General features: G+C 65.9%; 23 protein-coding genes and 1 pseudogene. 13 read left to right on the forward strand and 11 right to left on the reverse strand.

The features are described from left to right. On the forward strand, nt 1-390 hold a 390-nt coding region (locus VGG53_RS10155), incomplete at its 5' end, for a nitroreductase/quinone reductase family protein (RefSeq protein WP_331517928.1). A 15-nt stretch (nt 391-405) separates the two neighbouring features. Here the strand turns inward: VGG53_RS10155 and VGG53_RS10160 are convergent. Then, nucleotides 406-858 (reverse strand): annotated as a pseudogene (locus VGG53_RS10160) (winged helix-turn-helix transcriptional regulator); the annotation flags it as partial. Nucleotides 859-945: 87 nt separating this feature from the next. Here VGG53_RS10160 and VGG53_RS10165 point away from each other — a divergent pair. From VGG53_RS10165 to VGG53_RS10190, 6 genes are all read left to right on the forward strand, one after another. Further along, nucleotides 946-2,076 (forward strand): acyl-CoA dehydrogenase family protein, encoded by a 1,131-nt coding sequence (locus VGG53_RS10165; RefSeq protein WP_331517929.1) that lies wholly within the window; start codon nt 946-948, stop codon nt 2,074-2,076. After that, entirely contained in the window at nt 2,073-3,077 is a 1,005-nt protein-coding gene (locus tag VGG53_RS10170; protein WP_331517930.1) for an LLM class F420-dependent oxidoreductase, read from the forward strand. The genes VGG53_RS10165 and VGG53_RS10170 overlap by 4 nt, the downstream gene beginning before the upstream one ends. Further along, nucleotides 3,074-4,087 carry an NADP-dependent oxidoreductase gene (locus tag VGG53_RS10175; protein WP_331517931.1) on the forward strand — a complete coding sequence of 338 codons (1,014 nt, stop codon included), beginning with the start codon at nt 3,074-3,076 and terminating at the stop codon, nt 4,085-4,087. The genes VGG53_RS10170 and VGG53_RS10175 overlap by 4 nt, the downstream gene beginning before the upstream one ends. Nucleotides 4,088-4,117: 30 nt before the next feature. Next, entirely contained in the window at nt 4,118-4,546 is a 429-nt protein-coding gene (locus VGG53_RS10180) for a pyridoxamine 5'-phosphate oxidase family protein (RefSeq protein ID WP_331517932.1), read from the forward strand. 131 nt (nt 4,547-4,677) lie between these two features. Further along, nucleotides 4,678-5,409 (forward strand): hypothetical protein, encoded by a 732-nt coding sequence (locus tag VGG53_RS10185; protein ID WP_331517933.1) that lies wholly within the window; start codon nt 4,678-4,680, stop codon nt 5,407-5,409. A gap of 44 nt (nt 5,410-5,453) precedes the next feature. Then, entirely contained in the window at nt 5,454-6,890 is a 1,437-nt protein-coding gene (locus VGG53_RS10190; protein WP_331517934.1) for an alpha/beta hydrolase domain-containing protein, read from the forward strand. On the opposite strand, the gene VGG53_RS10195 is transcribed toward VGG53_RS10190, so the two are convergent. Continuing rightward, nucleotides 6,859-7,083 (reverse strand): hypothetical protein, encoded by a 225-nt coding sequence (locus tag VGG53_RS10195; protein WP_331517935.1) that lies wholly within the window; start codon nt 7,081-7,083, stop codon nt 6,859-6,861. The two genes, VGG53_RS10190 and VGG53_RS10195, sit on opposite strands and share 32 nt — an antisense overlap. A gap of 283 nt (nt 7,084-7,366) precedes the next feature. On the opposite strand from VGG53_RS10195, the gene VGG53_RS10200 reads away from it, so the two are divergent. After that, nucleotides 7,367-8,491, forward strand: a complete 1,125-nt coding sequence (locus tag VGG53_RS10200) for an FAD-dependent oxidoreductase (RefSeq protein WP_331517936.1) — start codon at nt 7,367-7,369, stop codon at nt 8,489-8,491. 11 nt (nt 8,492-8,502) lie between these two features. Here the strand turns inward: VGG53_RS10200 and VGG53_RS10205 are convergent, their stop codons facing one another. After that, nucleotides 8,503-9,240 carry a methyltransferase domain-containing protein gene (locus VGG53_RS10205; protein ID WP_414688936.1) on the reverse strand — a complete coding sequence of 246 codons (738 nt, stop codon included), beginning with the start codon at nt 9,238-9,240 and terminating at the stop codon, nt 8,503-8,505. Between the two features lie 214 nt (nt 9,241-9,454). On the opposite strand from VGG53_RS10205, the gene VGG53_RS10210 reads away from it, so the two are divergent. Further along, entirely contained in the window at nt 9,455-10,345 is an 891-nt protein-coding gene (locus tag VGG53_RS10210) for an SDR family NAD(P)-dependent oxidoreductase (RefSeq protein ID WP_331517938.1), read from the forward strand. 12 nt (nt 10,346-10,357) lie between these two features. Here the strand turns inward: VGG53_RS10210 and VGG53_RS10215 are convergent, their stop codons facing one another. Next, the gene (locus VGG53_RS10215; protein WP_331517939.1) at nt 10,358-11,104 is read right to left on the reverse strand and encodes a class I SAM-dependent methyltransferase; all 747 of its coding nucleotides are present in this window, start codon (nt 11,102-11,104) and stop codon (nt 10,358-10,360) included. A 53-nt stretch (nt 11,105-11,157) separates the two neighbouring features. Then, nucleotides 11,158-12,522 carry an adenylate/guanylate cyclase domain-containing protein gene (locus tag VGG53_RS10220; protein ID WP_331517940.1) on the reverse strand — a complete coding sequence of 455 codons (1,365 nt, stop codon included), beginning with the start codon at nt 12,520-12,522 and terminating at the stop codon, nt 11,158-11,160. 117 nt (nt 12,523-12,639) lie between these two features. On the opposite strand from VGG53_RS10220, the gene VGG53_RS10225 reads away from it, so the two are divergent. Beyond that, entirely contained in the window at nt 12,640-13,401 is a 762-nt protein-coding gene (locus tag VGG53_RS10225; protein WP_331517941.1) for an SDR family oxidoreductase, read from the forward strand. Between the two features lie 56 nt (nt 13,402-13,457). On the opposite strand, the gene rpmG is transcribed toward VGG53_RS10225, so the two are convergent. Then, the gene (rpmG, locus tag VGG53_RS10230) at nt 13,458-13,622 is read right to left on the reverse strand and encodes a 50S ribosomal protein L33 (RefSeq protein ID WP_331517942.1); all 165 of its coding nucleotides are present in this window, start codon (nt 13,620-13,622) and stop codon (nt 13,458-13,460) included. Then, the gene (gene rpmB, locus VGG53_RS10235) at nt 13,622-13,858 is read right to left on the reverse strand and encodes a 50S ribosomal protein L28 (protein ID WP_331517943.1); all 237 of its coding nucleotides are present in this window, start codon (nt 13,856-13,858) and stop codon (nt 13,622-13,624) included. Before rpmB ends, rpmG begins: the two co-directional genes overlap by 1 nt. 99 nt (nt 13,859-13,957) lie before the next feature. Here rpmB and mrf point away from each other — a divergent pair, with 99 nt between their 5' ends. Both mrf and VGG53_RS10245 read left to right on the forward strand, forming a co-directional pair. Beyond that, nucleotides 13,958-15,160, forward strand: a complete 1,203-nt coding sequence (gene mrf, locus VGG53_RS10240; RefSeq protein ID WP_331517944.1) for a ribosome hibernation factor-recruiting GTPase MRF — start codon at nt 13,958-13,960, stop codon at nt 15,158-15,160. Then, nucleotides 15,157-15,417 carry a type B 50S ribosomal protein L31 gene (locus VGG53_RS10245; protein WP_331517945.1) on the forward strand — a complete coding sequence of 87 codons (261 nt, stop codon included), beginning with the start codon at nt 15,157-15,159 and terminating at the stop codon, nt 15,415-15,417. The genes mrf and VGG53_RS10245 overlap by 4 nt, the downstream gene beginning before the upstream one ends. Before the next feature lie 25 nt (nt 15,418-15,442). On the opposite strand, the gene VGG53_RS10250 is transcribed toward VGG53_RS10245, so the two are convergent. Together VGG53_RS10250 and VGG53_RS10255 are read right to left on the reverse strand one after the other, a co-directional pair. Beyond that, nucleotides 15,443-16,807: an aldehyde dehydrogenase family protein gene (locus VGG53_RS10250; RefSeq protein ID WP_331517950.1), complete on the reverse strand. Its 1,365-nt coding sequence runs from the start codon at nt 16,805-16,807 to the stop codon at nt 15,443-15,445. A gap of 23 nt (nt 16,808-16,830) precedes the next feature. Continuing rightward, nucleotides 16,831-17,937 carry a phenazine antibiotic biosynthesis protein gene (locus VGG53_RS10255; protein ID WP_331517946.1) on the reverse strand — a complete coding sequence of 369 codons (1,107 nt, stop codon included), beginning with the start codon at nt 17,935-17,937 and terminating at the stop codon, nt 16,831-16,833. 301 nt (nt 17,938-18,238) lie between these two features. Between VGG53_RS10255 and VGG53_RS10260 the strand changes: the two genes are divergently transcribed. Next, on the forward strand, nt 18,239-18,784 hold the full coding sequence (locus VGG53_RS10260; protein WP_331517947.1) for a nuclear transport factor 2 family protein: 546 nt from the start codon (nt 18,239-18,241) through the stop codon (nt 18,782-18,784). A gap of 6 nt (nt 18,785-18,790) precedes the next feature. Here the strand turns inward: VGG53_RS10260 and VGG53_RS10265 are convergent, their stop codons facing one another. Then, nucleotides 18,791-19,570 (reverse strand): alpha/beta hydrolase, encoded by a 780-nt coding sequence (locus VGG53_RS10265; RefSeq protein ID WP_331517948.1) that lies wholly within the window; start codon nt 19,568-19,570, stop codon nt 18,791-18,793. After that, nucleotides 19,554-20,936 (reverse strand): AMP-dependent synthetase/ligase (locus VGG53_RS10270; protein ID WP_331517949.1); only part of this gene is annotated, 1,383 nt, incomplete at its 5' end. The genes VGG53_RS10265 and VGG53_RS10270, both read right to left, overlap by 17 nt.

Raw genomic sequence — 20,936 nt, forward strand, 5'->3', positions numbered from 1 at the left:
GCAAACCGCTTGGCCGCCTTGTCTTTAGCCAAGGGTATGGGGCCCAACGGAGCTGCCACGCTCGAAGTCCGGGGCCACAAATCGGGACGGATCGTTTCGTTCCCGGTGGTCGTCGCCGACTACCAGGGCGAGCGCTACCTGGTCTCCATGCTCGGCCAGAAGGCGAACTGGGTGCGCAACCTGCGCGCAGATAACCATGGCGTTTTGGTGCGTGGTCGGCGCGAAGAGGTGACGTTGGTGGAAGACCTGTCTGACAAGCGCGCCGCGATCTTGCGTCGGTATCTCGAGCTAGCGGCGGGTGCGCGTCCGTTTTTCACGATCGATCGGCGCGCGCCGCTGGACGACTTCGAGCGAATCGTCGATCAGTACCCTGTCTTTCGGGTCGCCTGAGACTTCGGCGTCGACAAAGCCGGGTCCCGGCTCCGGCCTGACGTTGTGCGCGGTGATCTCCTGCCGGCAATGTGCGCACACCAGAACCGGTTCGGCGGTCTGATCGCAGGTCTGGTGATGCAGCACGATCGGCGGACCCTGGGGGTGCGGCAGGTGGTGGTCACCCCACTGCATCAGGACCACGATCGCCGCGAACAGATCGCGGCCGGAGTCGGTCAGCCGGTACTCGTGACGGTCGGGGTCGCGCGTGTAGGGCACTTTTTCCAGCAGTCCCTTGTCGACCAGGGTGCGCAGACGTGCGGACAACGTGGGGCGCGGAATCTGTAGGTTGCGCGCCAACTGGCCGAAACGGCGAACCCCGAAGAATGCCTCGCGCAGGATCAGCAGGGTCCATCGCTCGCCCACGATCTCCAGGGCGCGTGCAACGGACTCACCGTCGAAGCGATGTGACAGATCCGGGTAATCCATGGTTCAACCAATGTACCGGTTCAAAAACTAAACCGGTAGTGCTAACGTGGCTGAATCACCCACTCCGTCTGTGCAAAGCGAGGACGTATGGACACCGACGTCACCACCATGCCCGTACTGTCGCGGGCGCGCGAGATCGCCGAGTTGGCGCGCGGTATGGCAGATGACATCGATTCTGCTCGCAGGCTGCCGGCCGAACTGGTTGAGGTGCTGCGAGATTCGGGCTTACTGCGCGCCGGCGCGCCGGTCGAGGTCGGCGCTCTAGAGCTGCCCGCGGGAACCGCTTTGCGGTGCGCCGAGGAGGTGGCACGTGGCGACGCGTCCGCCGGCTGGTGCGTGTCGATCGGGATGACCAGCACCCTGCTGGTCGCATATCTGCCGCCGGTGAGCCGTGACGAACTATTCGGCAACGGCCGCGGCCTGGCCGCGGGTGTGTGGGCACCGCAGGGCAAGGCCCGGCGGGTGCCCGGTGGTGTTGTGGTGTCGGGGCGCTGGGCGTTCTGCAGCGGCATCACCCACGCCGACGTGCTGTTCGCCGGCTGCGTACTCGAGGACCGTCCGGCGGTGGTGGCGCTGCCCACCGAGCAGCTGCAGATCCTGGACACCTGGCACACCCTCGGCCTGCGTGGCACCGGCAGTCACGACACGGTCGCCGAGGAGGTGTTCGTCCCCGATAATCGGGTGCTCTCGATATTCGACGGTCCGGTGATCGACCGGCCGCTGTACCGATTTCCCCCGTTCGGGTTTTTCGCGGCCTGCATCACCGCGGCCGCGATGGGCAACGCGCGCGCGGCGATCGACAACTTCGTCGAGCTCGCCCCGACCAAAAAAGGCGTGGCGGCCAGTCGCACGCTTGCCGAGCGGTCCACCATCCAGGTGGCGGTCGCCACGGCAGAGTCGGCACTGGAAGCCGCGCGAGCCGGGTACTACCAAGCCATCGACGCCGCCTGGCAGGCGAGTCAGGACGGGCCCGCGGTGCCGTTGGAGGCGCGAACCCGGCTGCGCCTCGCGGCAACCCACGGCGCACGCGTCTCGGCCGACGTGGTCCGCACGATGTACGACCTTGCCGGGGGCAGCGCGATCTACGACGGCGCGCCGCTGCAACGACGTTTGCGGGACGCTTTCACCGCTACCGCGCACTTCCAGGTGAACGAGGCATCACGCGAGTTGCCGGGCCGAATCCTGCTGGGCCAGACCACCGAGGCGGCCATGCTGTGAGGTCGTCGATCGAAGCGGTGCTGCCGCTGTGGCTGGACCGGCCCGACCTGGAGGCACTCGAAATCGCCGAAGCCGCCGGCGCCGCGGGTCTACACGGGCTGTGGATCGGCGAGATGGCGACGTTCGACGCGTTCGCGTTGGCCACCGCCATCGGCGCTCGCGTACCGGGTTTGGGCTTGCGGGTCGGCCCCCTGCCGGTCAGCGTGCGCACGCCAGTCTCGATCGCGTTGGGGGCGAGTTCGGTTGCGGCGCTGACTGGCTGCGAGGTCGACGTCGCACTGGGCGCCTCCAGCCCGTTCATCGTGGCGGGCTGGCACGACCGGGACTGGCCGCACAGCGCAGCCCGCATGCGAGAGACCATCGAGTGTTTGCGGCCGATGCTGCGCGGTGAGCGCGGCGACTACGACGGCCGGTATGTCAGCAGTCATGGTTTTCGGCTGCGTAACCCGTTGCCGCAGAGCCGGATCGGGGTCGGCGCGTTCGGTCCGACGATGATGCGGCTGGCGGCCGAGATCGCCGACGAGGTAGTGCTCAATCTGGCTTCACCGCAGCGAGTTTCGCGGGTCCGCCGACAGATCGAGCACGACGCCGTCGCGGCAGGCCGCACGCCGCCGCACATGACGGTGTGGCTACCGGTCGCGGTGCGGCCCGGTGAGGCGGCGCTGCGGCAGCTGGCCGGTCAGGTCGCGGTCTATTTGGCCCCACCCGGCTACGGAGAGATGTTCTGCGAGCTCGGATTCGGCGAACTCGTCGGGCGGGCCCGCGCTGGGGCGCGACGGTCGGACCTTGCCGCAGCGATGCCACTGGAATTGGCCCAGCAGCTGGCCGCCCTCGGAACCCCCGAGCAGGTCACCGACCGGATGCGGGCCTATCTGCGGGCCGGTGCGGACACCGTCGCGGTGATACCCGTGACCGCCGAAGACCCCGGCGGCCACACGGCGTTCGGCTGCGCCGCAGAGATCTGTCGAAACACCGCACCAGCCAAGGAGGCTGCCTCGTGAACGCTGTCAACGCTCAATGCCGGCTGGCCGCACGCCCAGTCGACATGCCCAAGGCGACCGATTGGTCGATCGTCGAAGAGCCCAAACCGGTTGCAGCCGACGGGAAATTCGTCATGCAGGTCGACTACCTGTCGATCGACCCGGCCATGCGCACGTGGATGAACGCCGGCCGCAGCTACGTGCCGCCGGTGCAGATCGGTGAAGTGATGCGGGCCGTCGGGGTCGGGCATGTCGTCGAATCACGGCATCCGGGGTTCGCGGTCGGCGACGACGTGTCCGGGATATTCGGCGTTCAGCGTTATGCGCTGTCCGACGGCGCCGAGGTCAACAAACTCGACACCACGTTGGCGCCGGCAACGACGTATCTGGGTGCCCTCGGCATCAGCGGGCTGACCGCGTACTTTGGCCTGCTCGACGTCGGCCGGCCCGGACCGGGCCAAACCGTCCTGGTCTCCGGAGCGGCCGGGTCGGTGGGCAGCATCGTGGGACAGATTGCGCGGATCAAGGGTTGCCGCGCGGTCGGCATCGCCGGCGGCGAAGACAAATGCCGCTGGCTGGTCGACGAGGTCGGGTTCGACGCCGCGATCGACTACAAGGCTGCCGACCTGCGTAAAGAACTCAAGACCCACGCGCCCGACGGTGTCGACGTCTATTTCGACAATGTCGGCGGCGCAACGCTGGAGGCCGCACTCAACCGGCTCGCGCACGGAGCCCGCATCGTGCTCTGCGGTGCGGTGTCCCAGTACAACGACGCCCCGCGGGGGCCGGCCAACTACATGCAGTTGTTGGTAGCACGGGCATCCATGACGGGATTCGTCATCTTCGACTACGCCGAGCGCTACGCGAAAGGCGTTGCGGAACTCGCGAACTGGCTCAACGCCGGCGAGCTGCGATCACATGAACAGATCGAGCACGGCGACGTCGGCGACTTTCCCGACACCTTGCTCAAGTTGTTCCGCGGCGAAAACACCGGCAAGCTGATCCTCGCGCTGAACCGCGGCGGGGAATAGCCTCGCCGCGCGGGCTCGTTGCAACCGCGTATGACTGCCTTCACCGAGCCCCAGCGCCAAGAGTTCCTCACCGGAAAGCACGTAGCGGTGTTGTCCGTGGCGGCCAGCGACGGACGGCCGCCGGCCAGCGTCCCGATCTGGTACACCTACACACCCGGGGGAAACATTCTGGTCAATACCGGCGTGACGTCCCGTAAGACCAAGCTCATCGAGCGGGCCGGCGTGGTGACCCTAGTTGTCCAGCGGGAAGAGCCGCCGTATCAATACGTGGTGGTGGAGGGCACCGTCATCGACACCACCACACCCGCGCCGCTGGAGGTGCGCGAGTCCATCGCCGTTCACTATCTCGGCGAGGAAGGCGGCCGCGCGTTCGTCCAGGGAATGGCCGATCAACCGGGCGTGCTGTTCACCATTCGTCCAGACCGCTGGATCACCGCAGACTTCTCCGGCGAGCTGTAGGTTTCGGGTTTCCTATTTTCCAGGGCACCATCACCGGTCGTGTCGCAGCCGTTGACGACAGGGTCTGTCATAAGATGACCATCTGCCGAATGTAGGGCGTTACGCGCGAAAACCCTTAGGAAGCAACTTAAATGGACCTCGACCGCATCACCAACCCGTTGCGACTGGCGAGGGGATCACACCAGCCCGGATCGGGTAAAGGGTGCGCCATGAACGTGATTTCCTACATCAACGGCGACGAGCAGATCACCGACTTTCCGGCGACCTCCGCGCGCCCGTTGGCGTCGTTCGTGCAGCTGTGCAACGACTTACTGGCCGGTCCTGACGGCTACTTGTCGCCGGAGAACAGTCTGCTGGTGCTCGACCTCGGGTGGCTGACCGTCGGGACTGCCGACGTCGCCGACACGGTCATGCACATCTGGGTGACCAAACTGCTGATCAGCCCGCCGTGGGGCGTCGTTCGCTACGCCGCGGACGCAGCCGCCGATGCGATCACCGACATCGCCGAGCTGCACCGTCGCCTCGTGCCCGGAGACATGCCGCCGATCGCCGAGTGGGACAGTGCCGCCCGGGCTGCCCGCTCCGCCAGTGAGACATCGGAGGGCGCCGAACTCTACGCCGTGCGGGCCGCGAAGCAATCGACGGCACTCGTGGAGACCGACGACTGGGACACCCTCGATGCGGTGACGGGCAACGCGCTGCGCGCGCACCGGCTGGCAAACGGCGAAGCCGGAGCTGCCCGGATCTTGGAGGTCACCCGCAACGCCATCCGCTCGTGGCGGCGCCTTGGCGGGTTGAGCGTGGTGGGCAACAGCCCCATACCCGTTGCCGGCGTTCGGCCGCGCAAAACGGTCGCAGCCTGAATCAGTTCTGCCGGTGGCGGGTCCGGCGGCGCTATGATGCGCACGTGCCAACCACCGGTGAGGCGGCGACGTTTAGACCGGTGCCCGGCAAACCCGCACTCCTGTTGGGCGCCTTTGACATCGCCAGTGTGGGATATGTCGCAGAGGAATTCTTCATCTCAGGGTCGGCATCGTCCTACCGTCCCGCGGCCGAGCTCGGCCCGGATGGGCGGTGGAGTGTGTCGGCGGCGGCAGCCGCTGGTTACCTCGCCCGGATCGTGGTACTAACGCCGTCTGATCTGGCCCGGTTCAACGGGACGGTGCTCGTCGAGTGGCTCAATGTCAGCGGCGGCATCGATGCGCCCGCGGTCTGGATGATGGCGCACCGCGAAATGCTGCGTGCCGGTTACGCTTACGTCGCGGTGTCGGCGCAACGCGTCGGTGTCGAGGGCGGCGTGAATCTCATGGGCATCGACATGTCGCTGAAAAGCCAAGACCCGCATCGGTATTCGTCGCTGCATCACCCGGGCGACGCCTACGCGTACGACGTCTTCTCCCAGGCCGGGCGATTGGCAGGGGAAAAGGATATTCTGCGTGGTCTGCGGGCCGAACATGTCATCGCGCTGGGCGAGTCGCAGTCGGCACTGTTCCTGACGACCTACATCAACGCCGTTGACCCGCTCGCCGAGGTTTACGACGGCTTTCTGGTGCATTCGCGATTCGGGCCCGCTGCCCCGCTGGACGGCGGCTCGATATTCGACGTGCTGGAGAGCAACTCAGCTCAGGCGGTCGCCTTTCGTCCTGATCTGCGCGCCCCACTCGTCACGATCATCACTGAAACGGACCTGGTCAGTGGACGTCGACAGGGCTACCACAGCGCGAGACAGCCTGACAATCAACGACTTCGGGTGTGGGAGATCGCCGGCACGGCTCATGCCGACAACTACACGATTCAGGTGGCGCCGATCGACACCGGGTCTGCAGCGCTGGCCGACGTCGTTGCGGCCTATGCGCCGACGAACATGCTGATGGGTCAGGAACTGCACCACTGCATCAACTTTGGGCCGCAGCACCACTATGTTCTGCAGGCGGCGTTGTCGCAGCTGCACGGCTGGGTGTGCACCGGCCGGCCCGCGCCCGGCGGGCTACCAATCGAGCTGAATGGTGATCAGCCCGTTCTGGATGCACACGGGCTGGCGCGAGGCGGCGTCAGGACACCGTGGGTGGACGTACCGATCGCTCGGACATCCGGCGCCGGAGGCGAAGAGAGCACGATGTCATCGATCTTCGGCTCCGGCGAACCGTTCGACGCCGCGACGTTGCGGCGGCTGTACCCGGACGGGGTTACCGACTATCTGGAGCGGTTCACCGCGTCACTCGATACGGCGATCCAGTCGGGGTTCCTGTTGGCGGCGGATCGCGAGGAAATCCTTCAGCTTGCCGCCGCGACGTTCCCCGGCGACGACCGACTCACAGCGGCGAGCCCTCGAGCGTCAGGCTGAGCAGGGCGTAAGCCATACAAAACAGGAAGTTCAGCGTGACAAGAACCAGACCGACAAAAAGCAGCGAGCGCGCGCCGCGGCGTTTCATGCGCTTGATCTTTGCGCCGAACTGCTCACGTTTGAACTGGGTCGCTATCAGCGCGAAGTTGAAATCGGCGACCTCGGCGTAGGCGGCCGGCGCGCCCGCCAGCATCTGCCGAAGCCGATCGGGCGGGGTGGTGACGCCGACGCGCGCGAAACGCCGACTGAGCCGCCGCGCTTGCCGACGGCCAACAACCTGGTTACTTACCCGCAGTCGCTGCGGAAGTTGCCCGCGTTCGTTCCCCCATGGAGTCGACGGGGTCATCACACGCCGAAGTGTAGCCAGCTGATGTCAAAGATCGGAAGCTTCGCGGCCATTGCTCGCAGAAATCTGGATTGCCGCCGATCGGAACGACCGAATTGGCGCTAACTAGAACGTGTTACAGTTTGCTCGCATGAGCCGCATGCGCGTCGTGGTCGCGGGCTTGGGCGATGTAGGCATTCTCGCCGCGATCCGGCTCGCCAAGCACTTCGACGTCGTCGGCGTCTCGGTCAAACCGGGATTGGTCAGCGGCCAAGAGCTCGGCGTCCGATTGGCCCGCCCCCGCGATTGGGCGCGCGATTATTGGATCCCCTTCGACAGATTCCGTCGTCTGGATCGAGTGCGGATCATCCAGGGCGCGCTGACCGAGGTCGACCTGGCCGCCCGAACCGTCTGCGGCCGCGGCGACGACGGCGAAACGTTCGTCGAGGCGTACGACGCGTTGGTCATCTCGACCGGGGTCAGCAACGGGTTCTGGCGGCGGCCGACCATGCAGTCGGCCGCCGAGATCGGCGCCGACCTCACCGCTTCGCACGATCGCCTGGCCGCCGCACGGTCGGTGATCGTTGTCGGCGGCGGCGCGGCAGCGGTCACCAGCGCGGTCAACCTGGCGACCACCTGGCCGGACAAGCGGATTGACTTGTTCTTCCCCGGCGACCGGGCGCTGGGCGACTATCACCCGCGCGCCTGGCGGCGTATCCACGGCCGGCTGACCGATCTCCGGGTGGGCCTGCATCCGGGGCATCGTGCCGCGCTCGGCGACGGCTTCGCGGGCGATCAGATCACCAGCGGGACAGTCGAATGGAGTACGGGACAGCCCCCGGCTTCGGCTGATGCCGTGCTCTGGGCGATCGGGCGGGTGCAACCCAACACCGACTGGTTACCGCGCGAACTGCTCGATGAGAACGGCTTCGTCCGGGTGGCAGCGGGGCTGCAGGTGCCCGGTCACCGGAGTGTGTTCGCGGCCGGCGACGTCGCGGCCACCGACCCGCTTCGCAGCTCCGCGCGCAATCGCGGCGATGCGTTGGTGGCCCACAATGTCCGCGCCGAATTAGCCGGTCGACGCTTCCGCACCTACCGCGCACCCGGCCGACGGTGGGGTTCGGTGCTGGGGATCCAGCCCAACGGCTTGGAGGTATTTCTTCCGACCGGTCAGGCATTCCGCCTGCCGTCCTGGCCGGTCCAACGCTTGGTGATGCCGTTGGTCGTGCGGTGGGGCATGTATGGCGGAGTGCGAGAAAACCACCCGTTGGTCTGACGGCCGCGATGTCAACCGCGCTTGCCGCGTACCCACTGAAAAGTTCCGACGCTCTTGGTGCGCACGCTGGTGAAGCCGTGGCTTTCCAGGATGTCGCCGAGTTCATCCTCGCTGAACGCGCGAGCTCCGCCGGTGGGAAGCTTGCGCCAAAGGCCCACCGGAGGACGCAGGGTGGGGACCATCACCGCCACTCGCCCGCCGGGCCGTAGCACGCGGGCGATCTCGGACAGCGCCGCCACCGGATCCGGGATCAGCTGCAGCGCCGCGATCGAGACCGCGGCATCGATGGTCTCGTCACGCAGTGGAAGCCGCTGCGCGTCTGCCCGCAAGAATCCGACCTGGGGACCCGCCACAGCACGCACCGCGCGCGTCAGCATCGGCTCGGAGATGTCGACGCCCAGCGCGAACCCCTCGGGCCCCGCGGCGTGCGCCAGTGATGCGGTGATGGAGCCGGGACCGGCGCCGACGTCCAAAGCGACCCCGCCGCGCGGAATGTCCAACCAGTCGATCGGGAGTTGCCACGCGGCGATGAACCGGCGGCCCAGCGCCTGGGCGTTGTCGTACAGAAACGACCCGATCGGCGATGCCCATACCGCCTGGATGGCGCCGGTGTTCTTGGCCACATCGTCGTCCCCGGCGACTGAGGTGCCCAACAGGTCCAGATAGCCGTTGCTGACATCGGGTTCGGTCGGCGGATCGACGAGCAGATCCAATGCTCTACTCAACGCGGGCGACAGCTCGGTACTCATGGTCATTTGCGCCACTCCTCCTCATTGCTTCGCGCTGCATCGTCGCTGGCGCGGTCATGTACGTTCCTTCGACGAAATATCAAGTTCGACAGGCGTTTACGAATTGACAACTGCAATTCGAAGAACCCGTGCTTCCGTCCGCAGCCTACGCCTGGGTGCCGGACTGTTCCACCCGCCGACGTAGCGCTCCGAGCTTCGGCACTAGTGTCAGAACGTGACTACAACGTGGTCGCCGAACCGACTCGGCAACCTGTCCGGCAAACGCATCATGGTGACTGGGGCTACCAACGGCGTTGGCCTGGGCACCGCCCGCCTGCTCGCACGGGCGGGTGCACATGTGATCTTGGCTGTCCGCAACACACAGCTGGGCGCACAGCGAGCCGCCGAGATCGGCGGCTCCACGTCGATTGCCAAGCTCGACCTGGCCGACCTGTCGTCGGTGCGCGCTTTCCCCGACCAGTTCGATGGCGACGTCGACATTTTGATCAACAATGCCGGGGGACTCAGCCAGCACCGCACCGACACGGTTGATGGCTTCGAATTGACAATAGGCACAAACTTTTTGGGTCCGTTTGCGTTGACGAACCTCCTGTTGAGTCGGGTGCGCTCGCAGATCATCAACGTCGGGTCCGACGCTCATAAATCGGCAACGCTGCGATTGGACGACATGCATCTGCGGTCGCACCGGTGGGCGGCCTACCCGGCGTACGCGCGCTCGAAACTGGCGGTGATGCTGTGGAGTCTGGAACTCGACCGCAGGCTGCGCGTGGCGCAATCGCCGGTCGTCACCCATCTCACGCACCCGGGCTGGGTGTCGTCGAACCTTTCTCATGTGTCGGACAAGCGATTGATGGCGAGTTTCCATAGCGCGGTAAGCGCGTTGGCCGACAAGTTCGGCAACGACATCGAAGAAGGCGCGGCGCCGACACTGTATTGCATCAGCGAGCCGATTCCGACGGGCAGCTACGTGGGTGTTGACGGCCGGCTCGGACTGAAGGGCGGCCCGGTGCTCATCGGCCGATCGACTCTTGCGTGTGACTACGACACCGCCGCGCGGGTGTTCGAGTTCGGCGAAAAGGAAACCGGGACAGAGCTTTTGATTTAGCCGACCATCTCGCTATGTGGGCGTGGCGAAAATGGCCACGGCATCCCCGCCCACCGATACGCCGGCGGACCCGATCCGTTCGAGCAGCCGTGCCCGCAGCTCGGCCGCTTTGTCGGAGGCGAGTATCAGCTGGTTGGAGAACGTGAACGCGATGTCGACCCATTGCTGAGCCGAGTAGTGCAGATCGTGCGGATATGCTCGCTGGGTGACGGTGAAACCCGCGGCGGCGATCAAGTCGCGCACCTCGCCGGGATTGCCGCCGGCCCTGCGGGTTTCGATATCCATGTAATCGCGGTAGATCGCTTCGAAGTCGGCGCGGGTCGGATTGAGCGGTCGCAGCCGGTTCCAGATCAGCGCCAGCTTTCCGCCGTCGTCGAGGATCCCGCGAATTTTCGGTAGCGCCACTGCAGGATCCACCCAATGGAACGACGCGGCGAATACGACCAAGTCGAATCGACGCCCCGCGGGCTCCCAGTCCTCGAAGGTCGCGATTTCAACAGGAATGCCTTTCGCCTGCGCGACGGCGGCCATGCGGGTGTCGGGCTCGACGGCGAGCACTTCGGCGCCCCGCTCGATCATCTGCATCGAGGCGATTCCGGTGCCGGCACCCGCCTCGAGGACACGGCGCGCACCGGGAGCCAGCACGTCGTCGATCAACTGGTCGGGGTAGCGCGGGCGATACACGTCGTAGTTCTGTGCCGCGCCACCAAATGAGTTGGCGCGCTCGCGATTAGTGAACAAATTCAGTCGCGGTGGCATGTCGCCGAGCCTAGTCACGCAACTTAGGGCCCCGCTGTGAAGGCATGGGACCGCTACTGCTTGACGGTCGCGCGCACACGCTCCAGCGCGCACACGCGCCAGTGGCCCGGCACACCCTTCAACTGATGCTCGCCGCGGTCGTCGAACCGGTGCCGAGAACCGGTGACGATGTCGCGCACCGTCGATGACACCAGCACCTCGCTGGGCCCGGCCAGCGCCGCGACGCGTGCGCCGATGTGCACAGCCATCCCGGCGACGTCGTCACCGCGCACTTCGACCTCGCCGGCGTGAATACCCACCCGAATCTCGATGCCGAGCACCCGGATCGCGTCGACAAGGGAGTCGGCGCACGCGATCGCGGCGCTGGGGCTGGGGAAGGACGCGACGAATCCGTCACCGGCGGTGTTCACTTCGAAACCGCCGAACCGTTCGAGTTCGTGACGCACGATGGTGTCGTGGTTGTCCAGGAGGTCTCGCCATCGGCCGTCGCCGAGCACGGCGGCCCGTTCGGTCGAGCCGACGATGTCGGTGAACATGATGGTGGTGAGCACCCGCTCGGCGCCGAAGCCGCCTCGAACGCCGGTGACGAATTCCTCGATCTCGTCGAGCATCGGGGCGGTGTCGTCGGTCCAGTAGAGCGCATCTGCTCCCGGCAGCCCGACGAAGTGTGCTCCGACGATGCGCTCGGAGATGTATCGGCCATTGTCGACGGGGCAGAAGTCGGAATCCTCGCGGTGCAGGACCAGCGTCGGCGCGGTGATTCGCGCCAGCGTGTCGCGGACATCGCAGTGCCGCACGGTCAGGATGATGGCGCGGGCCATGCTGGGTGGGGCCGCCCGGTTTCCGGCCATGTCCCACCACGAGCGGAATGCGTTGTCGTTGACCATGCTGGGCGCGATGAAACCGAGCATGTCGAAGCCCTGGTCGACGGCATCCGGCTCCATCGCGACCGTTGTGTAGGGGTCCTCATCGACGATCTCGAACCCCATCGGGTAATCGGGAGCACGAAGCGTGCGGGCCGCCCCGTTGACGATCACCAGGTTGCTCACCCGCTCCGGGTAGTCGGCCGCCAGGATCAGCCCAGTCATCGACGCGAACCCGGGTGCGAAAATCGTCGCCCGCTCGGATCCGATCGCATCCAGCACCGCGATGGCGTCTTTTGCCCAGAACGTCGGCCCGATTACGTCCCGCGAAACGCGCGATGACATGCCGACACCGCGCTGGTCGAGCCGAATCACCCGGCTGAAGGATGCCAGCCGCCGGTGAAAGCGGTACATCGACGGCTCGGCGTCGATGATGTCGATCGGGATGGACGGGCCCGGCAGCATCAGCATGTCGGTCGGCCCGTCGCCTAGTACCTGGTAGGCGATGTCGACCTCGCCGCAACTGGCGTAGCGAGTCCGCGGAAACTGCGCCACCGCTACAGGCTAGTTCAGGAGTCCGACACGTTCACGACGTCTTTGACGCGGTAGTCGCCTCCTGGCCGCGGTGCCACGAGTATGCAGGTATCAGACAGCGATGAAAGGACGAGCGCCATGCAGTTGACGGGTAACACCGTTCTGGTCACCGGAGGTGGTACCGGGATTGGTCGCGGCCTGGCCGAGGCCTTTCACCGATCGGGAAACAAGGTCGTCGTCGTGGGCCGGCGCGTCGAACTGCTGAGGAAGGTCGCGGAGGCCAACCCAGGCATCGAGTATCTGCGGCTCGATCAGGGCGATGCGGCCGACATCAGGCGATTCGCCATCGAGCTGAAAGACCACCATCCCGACGTCAACGTGCTGGTCAATAACGCCGGCATCCAGCGGGTCGAGGACCTCGTCAGCGGTGGCCCCGGCACGGCGGAGCTCACCATCGCCATCAATCTGCTCGGACCCATTCGGCTCACCGCGGCCGTGCTGCACCAGCTGCTCGGCAAGCCGCATGCGGCGATCCTGAACGTCACGTCCGCGCTGGCGTTCGTTCCCAGCGCGCTCACGCCCACCTACTGCGCGAGCAAAGCCGCGCTGCACACCTACACGCAGTCGCTGCGCTATCAACTGCGCGACACCGCGGTCCAGGTCATCGAGATCATTCCGCCGCTGGTGCGGACGGCGTTACAGGGCGAGCGCGGCTTCGACCCGCGCGGAATGCCGCTGGAGGAGTACATCGCCGAGACGATGACACTGTTGCAGACCGCGCCCGACGCCGAGGAGATCGTCGTGGAGGCCGCGAAGGCATTCCGGTTCGCCGAGCGGAACGGGTCCTTCGACGAGATCTATCCCATTCTCAACGAGCGGATGACCGCGGACACCGACTAAGGCAATAGCGCCGCAGCCGGGCGGTGTCCTTGTAGTCGACCGTGGTGACGGCCATTTCAGCGTTCCTCCCGGAACTCGACGTGCCGGCGGACCACCGGGTCGTATTTCTTCAGCGTCAGCCGGTCAGGGTCACTGCGCCGGTTCTTGCGCGTGACGTAGGTGTAGCCGGTGCCCGCGGTGGACCGCAGCTTCACGATCGGGCGAATCTCGTTGCGTGCCATCAGATTCGCTCACCCGCCCGGCGCAGGCGCGCGACGACGGCTTCGATTCCGTCGCGGTCGATGACCTTGATGCCTTTTGCGCTGACTCGCAACGTGATTCGCCGGTTCTGCGATGGCAGGTAGTAGGTCTTGGTCTGGATGTTCGGCGACCACCGCCGCCGGGTGCGCCGGTGTGAGTGCGACACGGTGTTGCCGAAACTCACCGAGCGTCCGGTGACTTGGCAGTGCGCGGACATACCGTCGTCCTCCTTAATGAAAATCGTTTTCGACAAGGCTCGCGATGGACTGTAGCGTGTCGAGAGAACTATTGAAAATCATTTTCAAAAGGGAGTGGGATGCGGACACCTGTTGTTCTCGTCGTCGGGCAGCACGGAACCGACGCGGCAGCCGGCCCGTTGCTGCGGCGACCGGGAACGGTGGTGGTCGAGCATCGGTTCGACGGCCAGGTGGTGCGCCGGACGATCATCAGCTTGCGGGACGGCGATCTGGTGGTCGCCGAGGAGCCGTTGGAGCTGGCGCACGGCTGCTTGGCGTGCACGATCCGCAATGACCTGCTGGTGCTGCTGCGCAAACTGCACCGTCGCGGCCCCAGTGTCGAGCGGATCGTCGTGCACCTGGCGCCGTGGCTGGAGCCCGAGCCGATCTGCTGGGCGATCCACCACACCCGGGTACGCGTCGGACCCGGATACTTCGACGGCCCGGCCGCCCGCGATGTGGTGATCGCGGGAGTCCTGACGTGCGTGGACACCGTCGACTGGCTGGGACAGGCGCTGGGTGATGACGAACTGCCCGACGGACGCACGGTCGCTCAGGTGGTGGTCGGTCAGGCTGAGTTCGCCGATGTCCTGGTGCTGAACCATCCCGACCCCGCGACGCTCGCCGTGCTGCGGCGGCTGGCGCCCCGCGCGCGGATCACCGTCGGCGTGGACCGCGTCGAGATGGCGCTCGCGCACCTGGACGGCGATTCGCGTCGCGGCCGCAGCGACCACCCGCACGCTCCGCTGCTGGCCGGCCTGCCGCCGCTCGGCGCCGACGGCGCGATCAGGATCCTGGAGTTCGGTGCTCGCCGACCGTTTCACCCCGAGCGGTTGCATGCCGCGGTGGACACCCTGCTCGACGGCGTGATCCGGGCGCGCGGCCGGCTCTGGCTGGCCAACAGGGGCGACCAGGTGATGTGGCTCGAATCGGCCGGCGGCGGGCTGCGGGTCGCTTCGGCCGGAAAGTGGTTGGCGGCCATGACGTCATCGGAGGTCGCCTCGGTAGACCCGGACCGCCGGGCCTTCGCCGACCTGATGTGGGAGCACCGGTTCGGCGATCGGCACACGTCGATGACGATTCTGGCGTGCGGCGCCGACCCGGTCGTGATTGCCGACGCGCTCAACGGCGCACTGCTCACCGACGATGAGCTGGCCCATCCGGATTCCTGGCGCCAATTCGACGACCCGTTCGGTGACTGGCACCAAGACCCCTGCTACGAAACACCCGATATGGCAGGCGGATTCTCGGCACACCGCAACAGCACCGGAGAATCCGAATGAAACCTGGCATCCATCCCGACTACCGGCCGGTGGTGTTCCAGGACGCCAACACCGGCGCGCGGTTCCTCACCCGGTCGACGATCGCCAGCTCACGCACCATCGACTGGGAAACGCCGGACGGCATGCAGACCTACCCGTGGGTGGTGGTCGAAGTATCCAGCGACTCGCACCCGTTCTGGACCGGCACCAAGCGCACCCTCGACACCGAGGGCCGAGTGGAAAAGTTCTACCAGCGCTACGGCCGACGCTCGAAATAACGGCGAAAGCCCAACGCCGACAGCGTCAGTCCCGGATGAAGCCCTTGTTGCGCATCAGGAAATCAGCCAGGAACCCGTCGTGCGGAATTTCGGGGGCCGTGTGGTGTGTCGGGTAATGGCCGCCGTAGACGTTGGCGATGGTCGGCTCGGCAACCAGATTGTCGATCAAGTCGTCGTCGTCGGTGATCGCACTGATTACCAGCGAATGCCGCAGCGGCTCCAGCCCGTCGGCGGGCGACCACGGCGCCACCCAGACGCACGGGAATGGCAACTCGACGCTGAGCTTCGCGACGTCCGGTGTAGCCAGCAGGTGCACGGCCGGGCGCAGCGCCGCGTAACCGTCGCCGAGCGCGGCCACAACCTGATCGGCGCCGAGTAGTGGTGTGGTGCCGGTGGCAACACCGGCCAGCTGGCTCGCCAAAGCCGTTGCAGCGTGCAGGTTCTGGGTCGGCAGGACCGCCCGATCGTCGTCGGTTGGCAGCACCGCGATCGTCGACAATCGTTCGGCGATCGCCGCGGCCAACGGCGCGGGATCGCCCTCGTAGAGCACTGCGGTGGTGTTGACGCATGCCACCCCGCCGAGGTTGGCGATGGAATCGGTGATGACGTCGAGGTAGTCGCGCCAGTCGTGGTCGGCGGTGATCAGGATCTTCGCCCGGCCCGGTCCGCTGACGAACACCGTCGGGTCGCCGCCGTACTTGTCGACGAGATCCTGGCCGCCGTAGACCATGGCGAGATCGGCCGACCGGATCATCTCGTCGGCGCCGCGATGGTCGGTGGGCAGATACACGGCGTCGTGTGGGCGAAATCCGGCCTGCCGCAACGCCTGGATCAGGCGGTGGGCGGTGAGCGGCTCACGGTGTGATGGTCGGACCGCGACCCGGTAGCCCAGTGCCAGCGCCTGCGGCCACTGGCCGTGCACGCCCGGACCGTTGCCGGAGGCGAGCACTGCGAACACGTCGCCCCGCCGGGCCCAGACCGCGCCACCGCTGCGGGCCCGCTTGTCATGCCAGTCGAGCACCGCGCCTGACGGTCGGGCCGGCTGCACCGCACTGAATGCCGATGCGACACCGTCGGCGACGGCGTGCGCCCCGGCTCGGGTCACCGAGATCGGCACCCCGGAAATCCGGCTGGCCAGGGCGGTATAGGCGCCGAAGTCCAGCTCCGCGATCACACCGCTGGCAAAAGCATCGGCTGCCTTGGCCAGTGCCGCTTCGCGCTCATGGGCAGGCAGCGGCCGGACACCCCGTTGAGCGGCGATCGCGCGCGAGACATACAGCGGCGGAGCAATACTGAGTTCGGCGACGACGACGCCATCTGTGGTCACCACCGGCTCGCGGTTACGGGTACGGTACGCGCCGTCAGGGCCAAGCGCGTCGATGGCGATCAGATCGGTTGCATCGGAGGAAGTCATCAGTAGACGCCTTCGATGACCGGCTCGCCCTCGAAGGCGGCGACGGGCCGCACCTCGCTGAGCGAATCACCAACCTGGCCTTGGGGTCCCGGCAGCCGGACGGCGCTGTCGCGTTCGAGATTGTTCGGGATGAACATCCCCTTGCTGATGTGGTTCATCACCACTTGACCGCGTTGGCCGTACGCCACTTCGTCGCCGGTGTCGGGATCAATGACCGAGAAGGTGGCGTAGGGGCTGCGCGGGTCGAAGACGAAGGGGCCGTCGCTGTCGCTGCGACGAGTGATCGCCTGGGAAAGAATCATCGTGCTGCCGAACGCCATCGTGATTGTCGTGTGCGGGAAGATCCCGCTGAGCAAATCCGACGTGTCGACGTCCACGTGCGCGCCACTGAGCAGGATGAAGCCGATGTTCTTGTTCACCAGGTCGACCACCTCATCATCGCGGGCCATTGACTCGAGCAGCGGCGGGGTGGTGTGCAGGTTCGCGATGTGCTGGGTCTGCAGCACATGGACAGCCTGCTCGACGAGGTGGTCGAGATAGCCCGTCATCTCCGCGGCGGCATTGCGCGCCACCAGTTTCTTCACCCAGCGGGGGTCCAGGTCGATGGCATGAAAGGTCGAACCGAGTCGCTCGGAGACCAGACGCGAGAAGTAGCCCACTCCATGCGGCCCGCTCGGCATCATGCAGAGAAAACCGCATCCGGGCACGAAACCGCCGTCGACGAAGTCCTCAGCCTGCCACTGCACCACCTGCGCAACCCAATCCGGCAGCTGCACAGTCCTTTTCGGCGCGCCGGTGGTGCCGCCGGATTCGAAGATCTGCGGCACTGGTGGCGGCGCTTCCCCGGAGATATAGCCGCGCGGGATCAGGTCCTCGACGGGCTCGGTTCGTAACTCGCTCAACAGGTTGGGGAAAAGCCGTAGGTCGGCGAACGTGTTGACGTCGGTCAGCGGGTTGAAGTTCAGCGACCGGGCCGTCCGCAACCAGAACGCGCTGCCGGTCTCTTCGCCGAAGTGCCAGCCGATCGCGGCACGCAGGTACGCCTCGGGGTCGTCGACTGGCGATGACCGCGGCACGTCCAGCAACGAAAGATCGATGTCGGCCATATCACCGATCATGTCGCAGCCAAGCTCGCCCCGGCAATCGACCGCCCGCCAATCCGCTTTACCGCGAACGGTTTTCGTGCGCCGTTAACCGGTTGTAGCGGAAGCATTCTCCGCTGGGACATGTACCGGCGCCGGAGCAGGCTGACCACGTGCCAGGGAATTCACAGGCCGAAAGCTGACTTCCAGCGGTCGAACAGGTAAACTCGTGCTGGCCATTACATGAATCGAAAGTGAACAAAAGGTTAAAGTACCTGGTCCGGGCTCCGCGTTAAGGGCCGGCGACCGACCGGAAGGTAGATAGATGCTCACGTCCCGCTTGCCAGCCGTGGTGCTCGACAGTGCCGTGGACCCCGCCGACCGGATCAGCGCGATCGACTTCATCAATCGGGTGAACTGGCTCTTCGACGCCTGGGACATCGATGCGATGGTCGAGGCATTCCTGCCGGACAGCGCTACATTTCACACTCACGGTGTCAGCCGCGGCAAGCTCGAAACTCGGCGCCTCTTTCAAGATCAGAGCCCTTACGTGATGCCGGGCGTCAGCCGGCAAGCCCTCAACCCGATCGTCGACCCCGACGATGACGGCGGGGTGATCGTCCGCTACCACAATCTTCTCGTTCGCAACACTGCCCAGGCCGCCTCGCCGCGAATCGTCTCAGGCCAAGTCATCACGGGCGCTGCCGATGCGCCGGAGATCTGGATCTATTCGGCCATGACGGACCGGCTGCGCCGCACCGAGAACGGATGGCGCATCTTCGAACGCCACGTCGGACCGACGTCGATGAACGATCGCGGCTCGTCCAACCGCCATGCCGACCCGAACCTGGCCGAGGCCGCGGCCTGGTAAGACGCGCTACCGCCGAAACGGCTGCCAGCCGCCTTCGGGCTGAGCGAGACGGTCGGCGATCACCGACAGCGTTTGCACATTGTGGCCGTAGCCCAAGTGGCTGCTGCGTACTTCGATGTTTTCCGTCTGAGCAGCAGGCACACTGGTGCAGCACTGCCACGCCACGATTCCGTCAGACTTGCTGTAGATGCAGGTTGTCGGCACCGACAATGGCTGGGCACGCCGGTAGAGCGCTGGTTCCGAGACGGCTTCGGTGGCGTCCGCACCGCGGTTCACCAACTGCCACACCTTCCACGCGGTGCTGGCCTGATGATTGCCCCGAAACGGCGATCCCAGGGTGATCACCGACCGGACGTCATCGGGAAGCGCCCGCGCCAATTCGCGGGCGTAGATCCCGCCGGCGCTCCAGCCGATGAGGCTCACCCGGCGCCCATCGTGGCGGTCCCGAATGTGCTGCACGCGAGACGGCAGCGATTCCTTCATGCTGGCGCGATAACCCAGGTTGGTGCCCAGGCCCCAGTCGTAGACCCGATAATCCAAGCGGCGCAAAACGTTACGCAACAAGTCGGTCGAGAGTGCACCGGCCAGGAAGCCGGGCAGCACGAGAACCGGATGACCGTCGCCGCGCGGCCAGCCCGTGATGCGCCGCATCGCCACCCGAGCCGAGACATATTCCAGACCGGTACGCCACTCGAGCATGCGGAGCAAGTGTCCCGGTGGTGCCGCAGCAGCGGCGTCGGGGAACGGAGCCGGGTGCTCGGCGACCGGCTCAGGAGTAGAAGCCATCCAGGATCTCCTTGTTCTGCTCAGCGACCACCCCGCGTTTGACCTTCAGCGACGGCGTCAACTGGCCACCGTCGACCGAGAGATCGTGGTCGAGCACGGCCCACTTCTTGATCGTCTCCCACCGATTCAGGCTGGCGTTCAGCTTCTTGACGTGTTCGTCGATCATGTCGTGCACGGCATCGGTTTTCGTGAGGTCCTCATACGACTTGTCGCCCAGCCCGTTGTCTTTGGCCCACCCGCTGATCGAGTCCTCATCCAGGGTGACCAGAGCGGCTGCGAAGTTCTTGCCCTCGCCGAACACCATGAACTGACTGGCGTACGGGCACAGTGTCGCGAACTTCGCCTCGATCGCCGGCGGCGCAACGTACTTGCCGTTGGACAGCTTGAACAGTTCCTTGATCCGGCCGGTGATCGACAGGAAGCCGTCGTCGTCGAGCTTGCCCTGATCCCCGGTGGACAGCCAGCCGTCCTTCAGCGCGTCGGTGGTGGCGTCGTCCAAGTGGTGGTAGCCGGCCATCACACAGTCGCTGCGGAATTGCACCTCGCCGGCGTCGCTGATGCGCACCTCGGTGCCTTCGAAGGGCAGGCCGACGGTGCCGAGCTTGTAGTTGTCCGGCCGGTTGATGAAGCCCGCGCCGGACGACTCGGTCAGCCCGTAGCCCTCCAGAATCAGTACGCCTGCGGCTTCGAACCACTCGGCGATGTCGCGGTTGAGCGGCGCGGAACCGGAGATGAAGAACCGGATCCGGCCACCGAACACGTCGCGGATCTTGTCGAACACCAACCGGTCGAACAGCCGCTGCTGCAGTGCTTGGTGCGGCCAAACGAATTTGCCCTCGCGGCGCCGACGGGCAACTTCCTTGCCCACCGCGAACGCCCGGTTGAACAAGACGGCTTTGGCGCCGCTCTGCTGCGTGACGATCTTGGAATAGGCCTTCTCGAAGATGCGCGGGGCGGCGCCCATGAAGGTCGGTTTGACCACGCTGGTGTTCTCGACGATTTTGTCGACGCGTCCGTCGATTGCGCTGGCGAAGCCGCATGCCAACTGGGTGGAGATCAGCACCTTGCCGAAGGCGTGCGCCAGCGGCAGCCACAGCAGTTGCACGTCGTCCTCGTTCAGCAGTCCCATGCCGGCGATCGCGGCGCCGTCGTACACCCAGGCCTTATGGCGCAGCCGCACACCTTTGGGTTTGCCGGTGGTTCCCGACGTGTAGATCAGCGTCGCCAACTGCTCGGGTTTCGTCTCGTCGGCGACTTTGCTGACGCAGGAGGGGTGCTCGGCCAGGTACTTCGCGCCCTGGTCGGCGAGATCGTCGAGAGTGATCACCCAGTCGCCGTCGCCAGATCCGTCCGTGACGATGACCTT

Origin of the sequence: Mycobacterium sp., from assembly GCF_036490025.1 — a bacterium.
GTDB lineage: Bacteria > Actinomycetota > Actinomycetes > Mycobacteriales > Mycobacteriaceae > Mycobacterium.

Excerpts from the sequence above, each read along its gene's own strand:
- VGG53_RS10255 (WP_331517946.1), bottom strand. The coding sequence starts at position 17,937 with ATGGCCGACATCGATCTTTCGTTGCTGGACGTGCCGCGGTCATCGCCA.
- mrf (WP_331517944.1), top strand. The coding sequence starts at position 13,958 with ATGCGGACACCTGTTGTTCTCGTCGTCGGGCAGCACGGAACCGACGCG.
- rpmB (WP_331517943.1), bottom strand. The coding sequence starts at position 13,858 with ATGTCCGCGCACTGCCAAGTCACCGGACGCTCGGTGAGTTTCGGCAAC.
- VGG53_RS10265 (WP_331517948.1), bottom strand. The coding sequence starts at position 19,570 with ATGGCTTCTACTCCTGAGCCGGTCGCCGAGCACCCGGCTCCGTTCCCC.
- VGG53_RS10245 (WP_331517945.1), top strand. The coding sequence starts at position 15,157 with ATGAAACCTGGCATCCATCCCGACTACCGGCCGGTGGTGTTCCAGGAC.
- VGG53_RS10205 (WP_414688936.1), bottom strand. The coding sequence starts at position 9,240 with ATGAGTACCGAGCTGTCGCCCGCGTTGAGTAGAGCATTGGATCTGCTC.
- VGG53_RS10165 (WP_331517929.1), top strand. The coding sequence starts at position 946 with ATGGACACCGACGTCACCACCATGCCCGTACTGTCGCGGGCGCGCGAG.
- VGG53_RS10215 (WP_331517939.1), bottom strand. The coding sequence starts at position 11,104 with ATGCCACCGCGACTGAATTTGTTCACTAATCGCGAGCGCGCCAACTCA.
- VGG53_RS10260 (WP_331517947.1), top strand. The coding sequence starts at position 18,239 with ATGCTCACGTCCCGCTTGCCAGCCGTGGTGCTCGACAGTGCCGTGGAC.
- VGG53_RS10195 (WP_331517935.1), bottom strand. The coding sequence starts at position 7,083 with ATGCTGGCGGGCGCGCCGGCCGCCTACGCCGAGGTCGCCGATTTCAAC.
- VGG53_RS10200 (WP_331517936.1), top strand. The coding sequence starts at position 7,367 with ATGAGCCGCATGCGCGTCGTGGTCGCGGGCTTGGGCGATGTAGGCATT.
- VGG53_RS10180 (WP_331517932.1), top strand. The coding sequence starts at position 4,118 with ATGACTGCCTTCACCGAGCCCCAGCGCCAAGAGTTCCTCACCGGAAAG.
- rpmG (WP_331517942.1), bottom strand. The coding sequence starts at position 13,622 with ATGGCACGCAACGAGATTCGCCCGATCGTGAAGCTGCGGTCCACCGCG.
- VGG53_RS10225 (WP_331517941.1), top strand. The coding sequence starts at position 12,640 with ATGCAGTTGACGGGTAACACCGTTCTGGTCACCGGAGGTGGTACCGGG.
- VGG53_RS10185 (WP_331517933.1), top strand. The coding sequence starts at position 4,678 with ATGGACCTCGACCGCATCACCAACCCGTTGCGACTGGCGAGGGGATCA.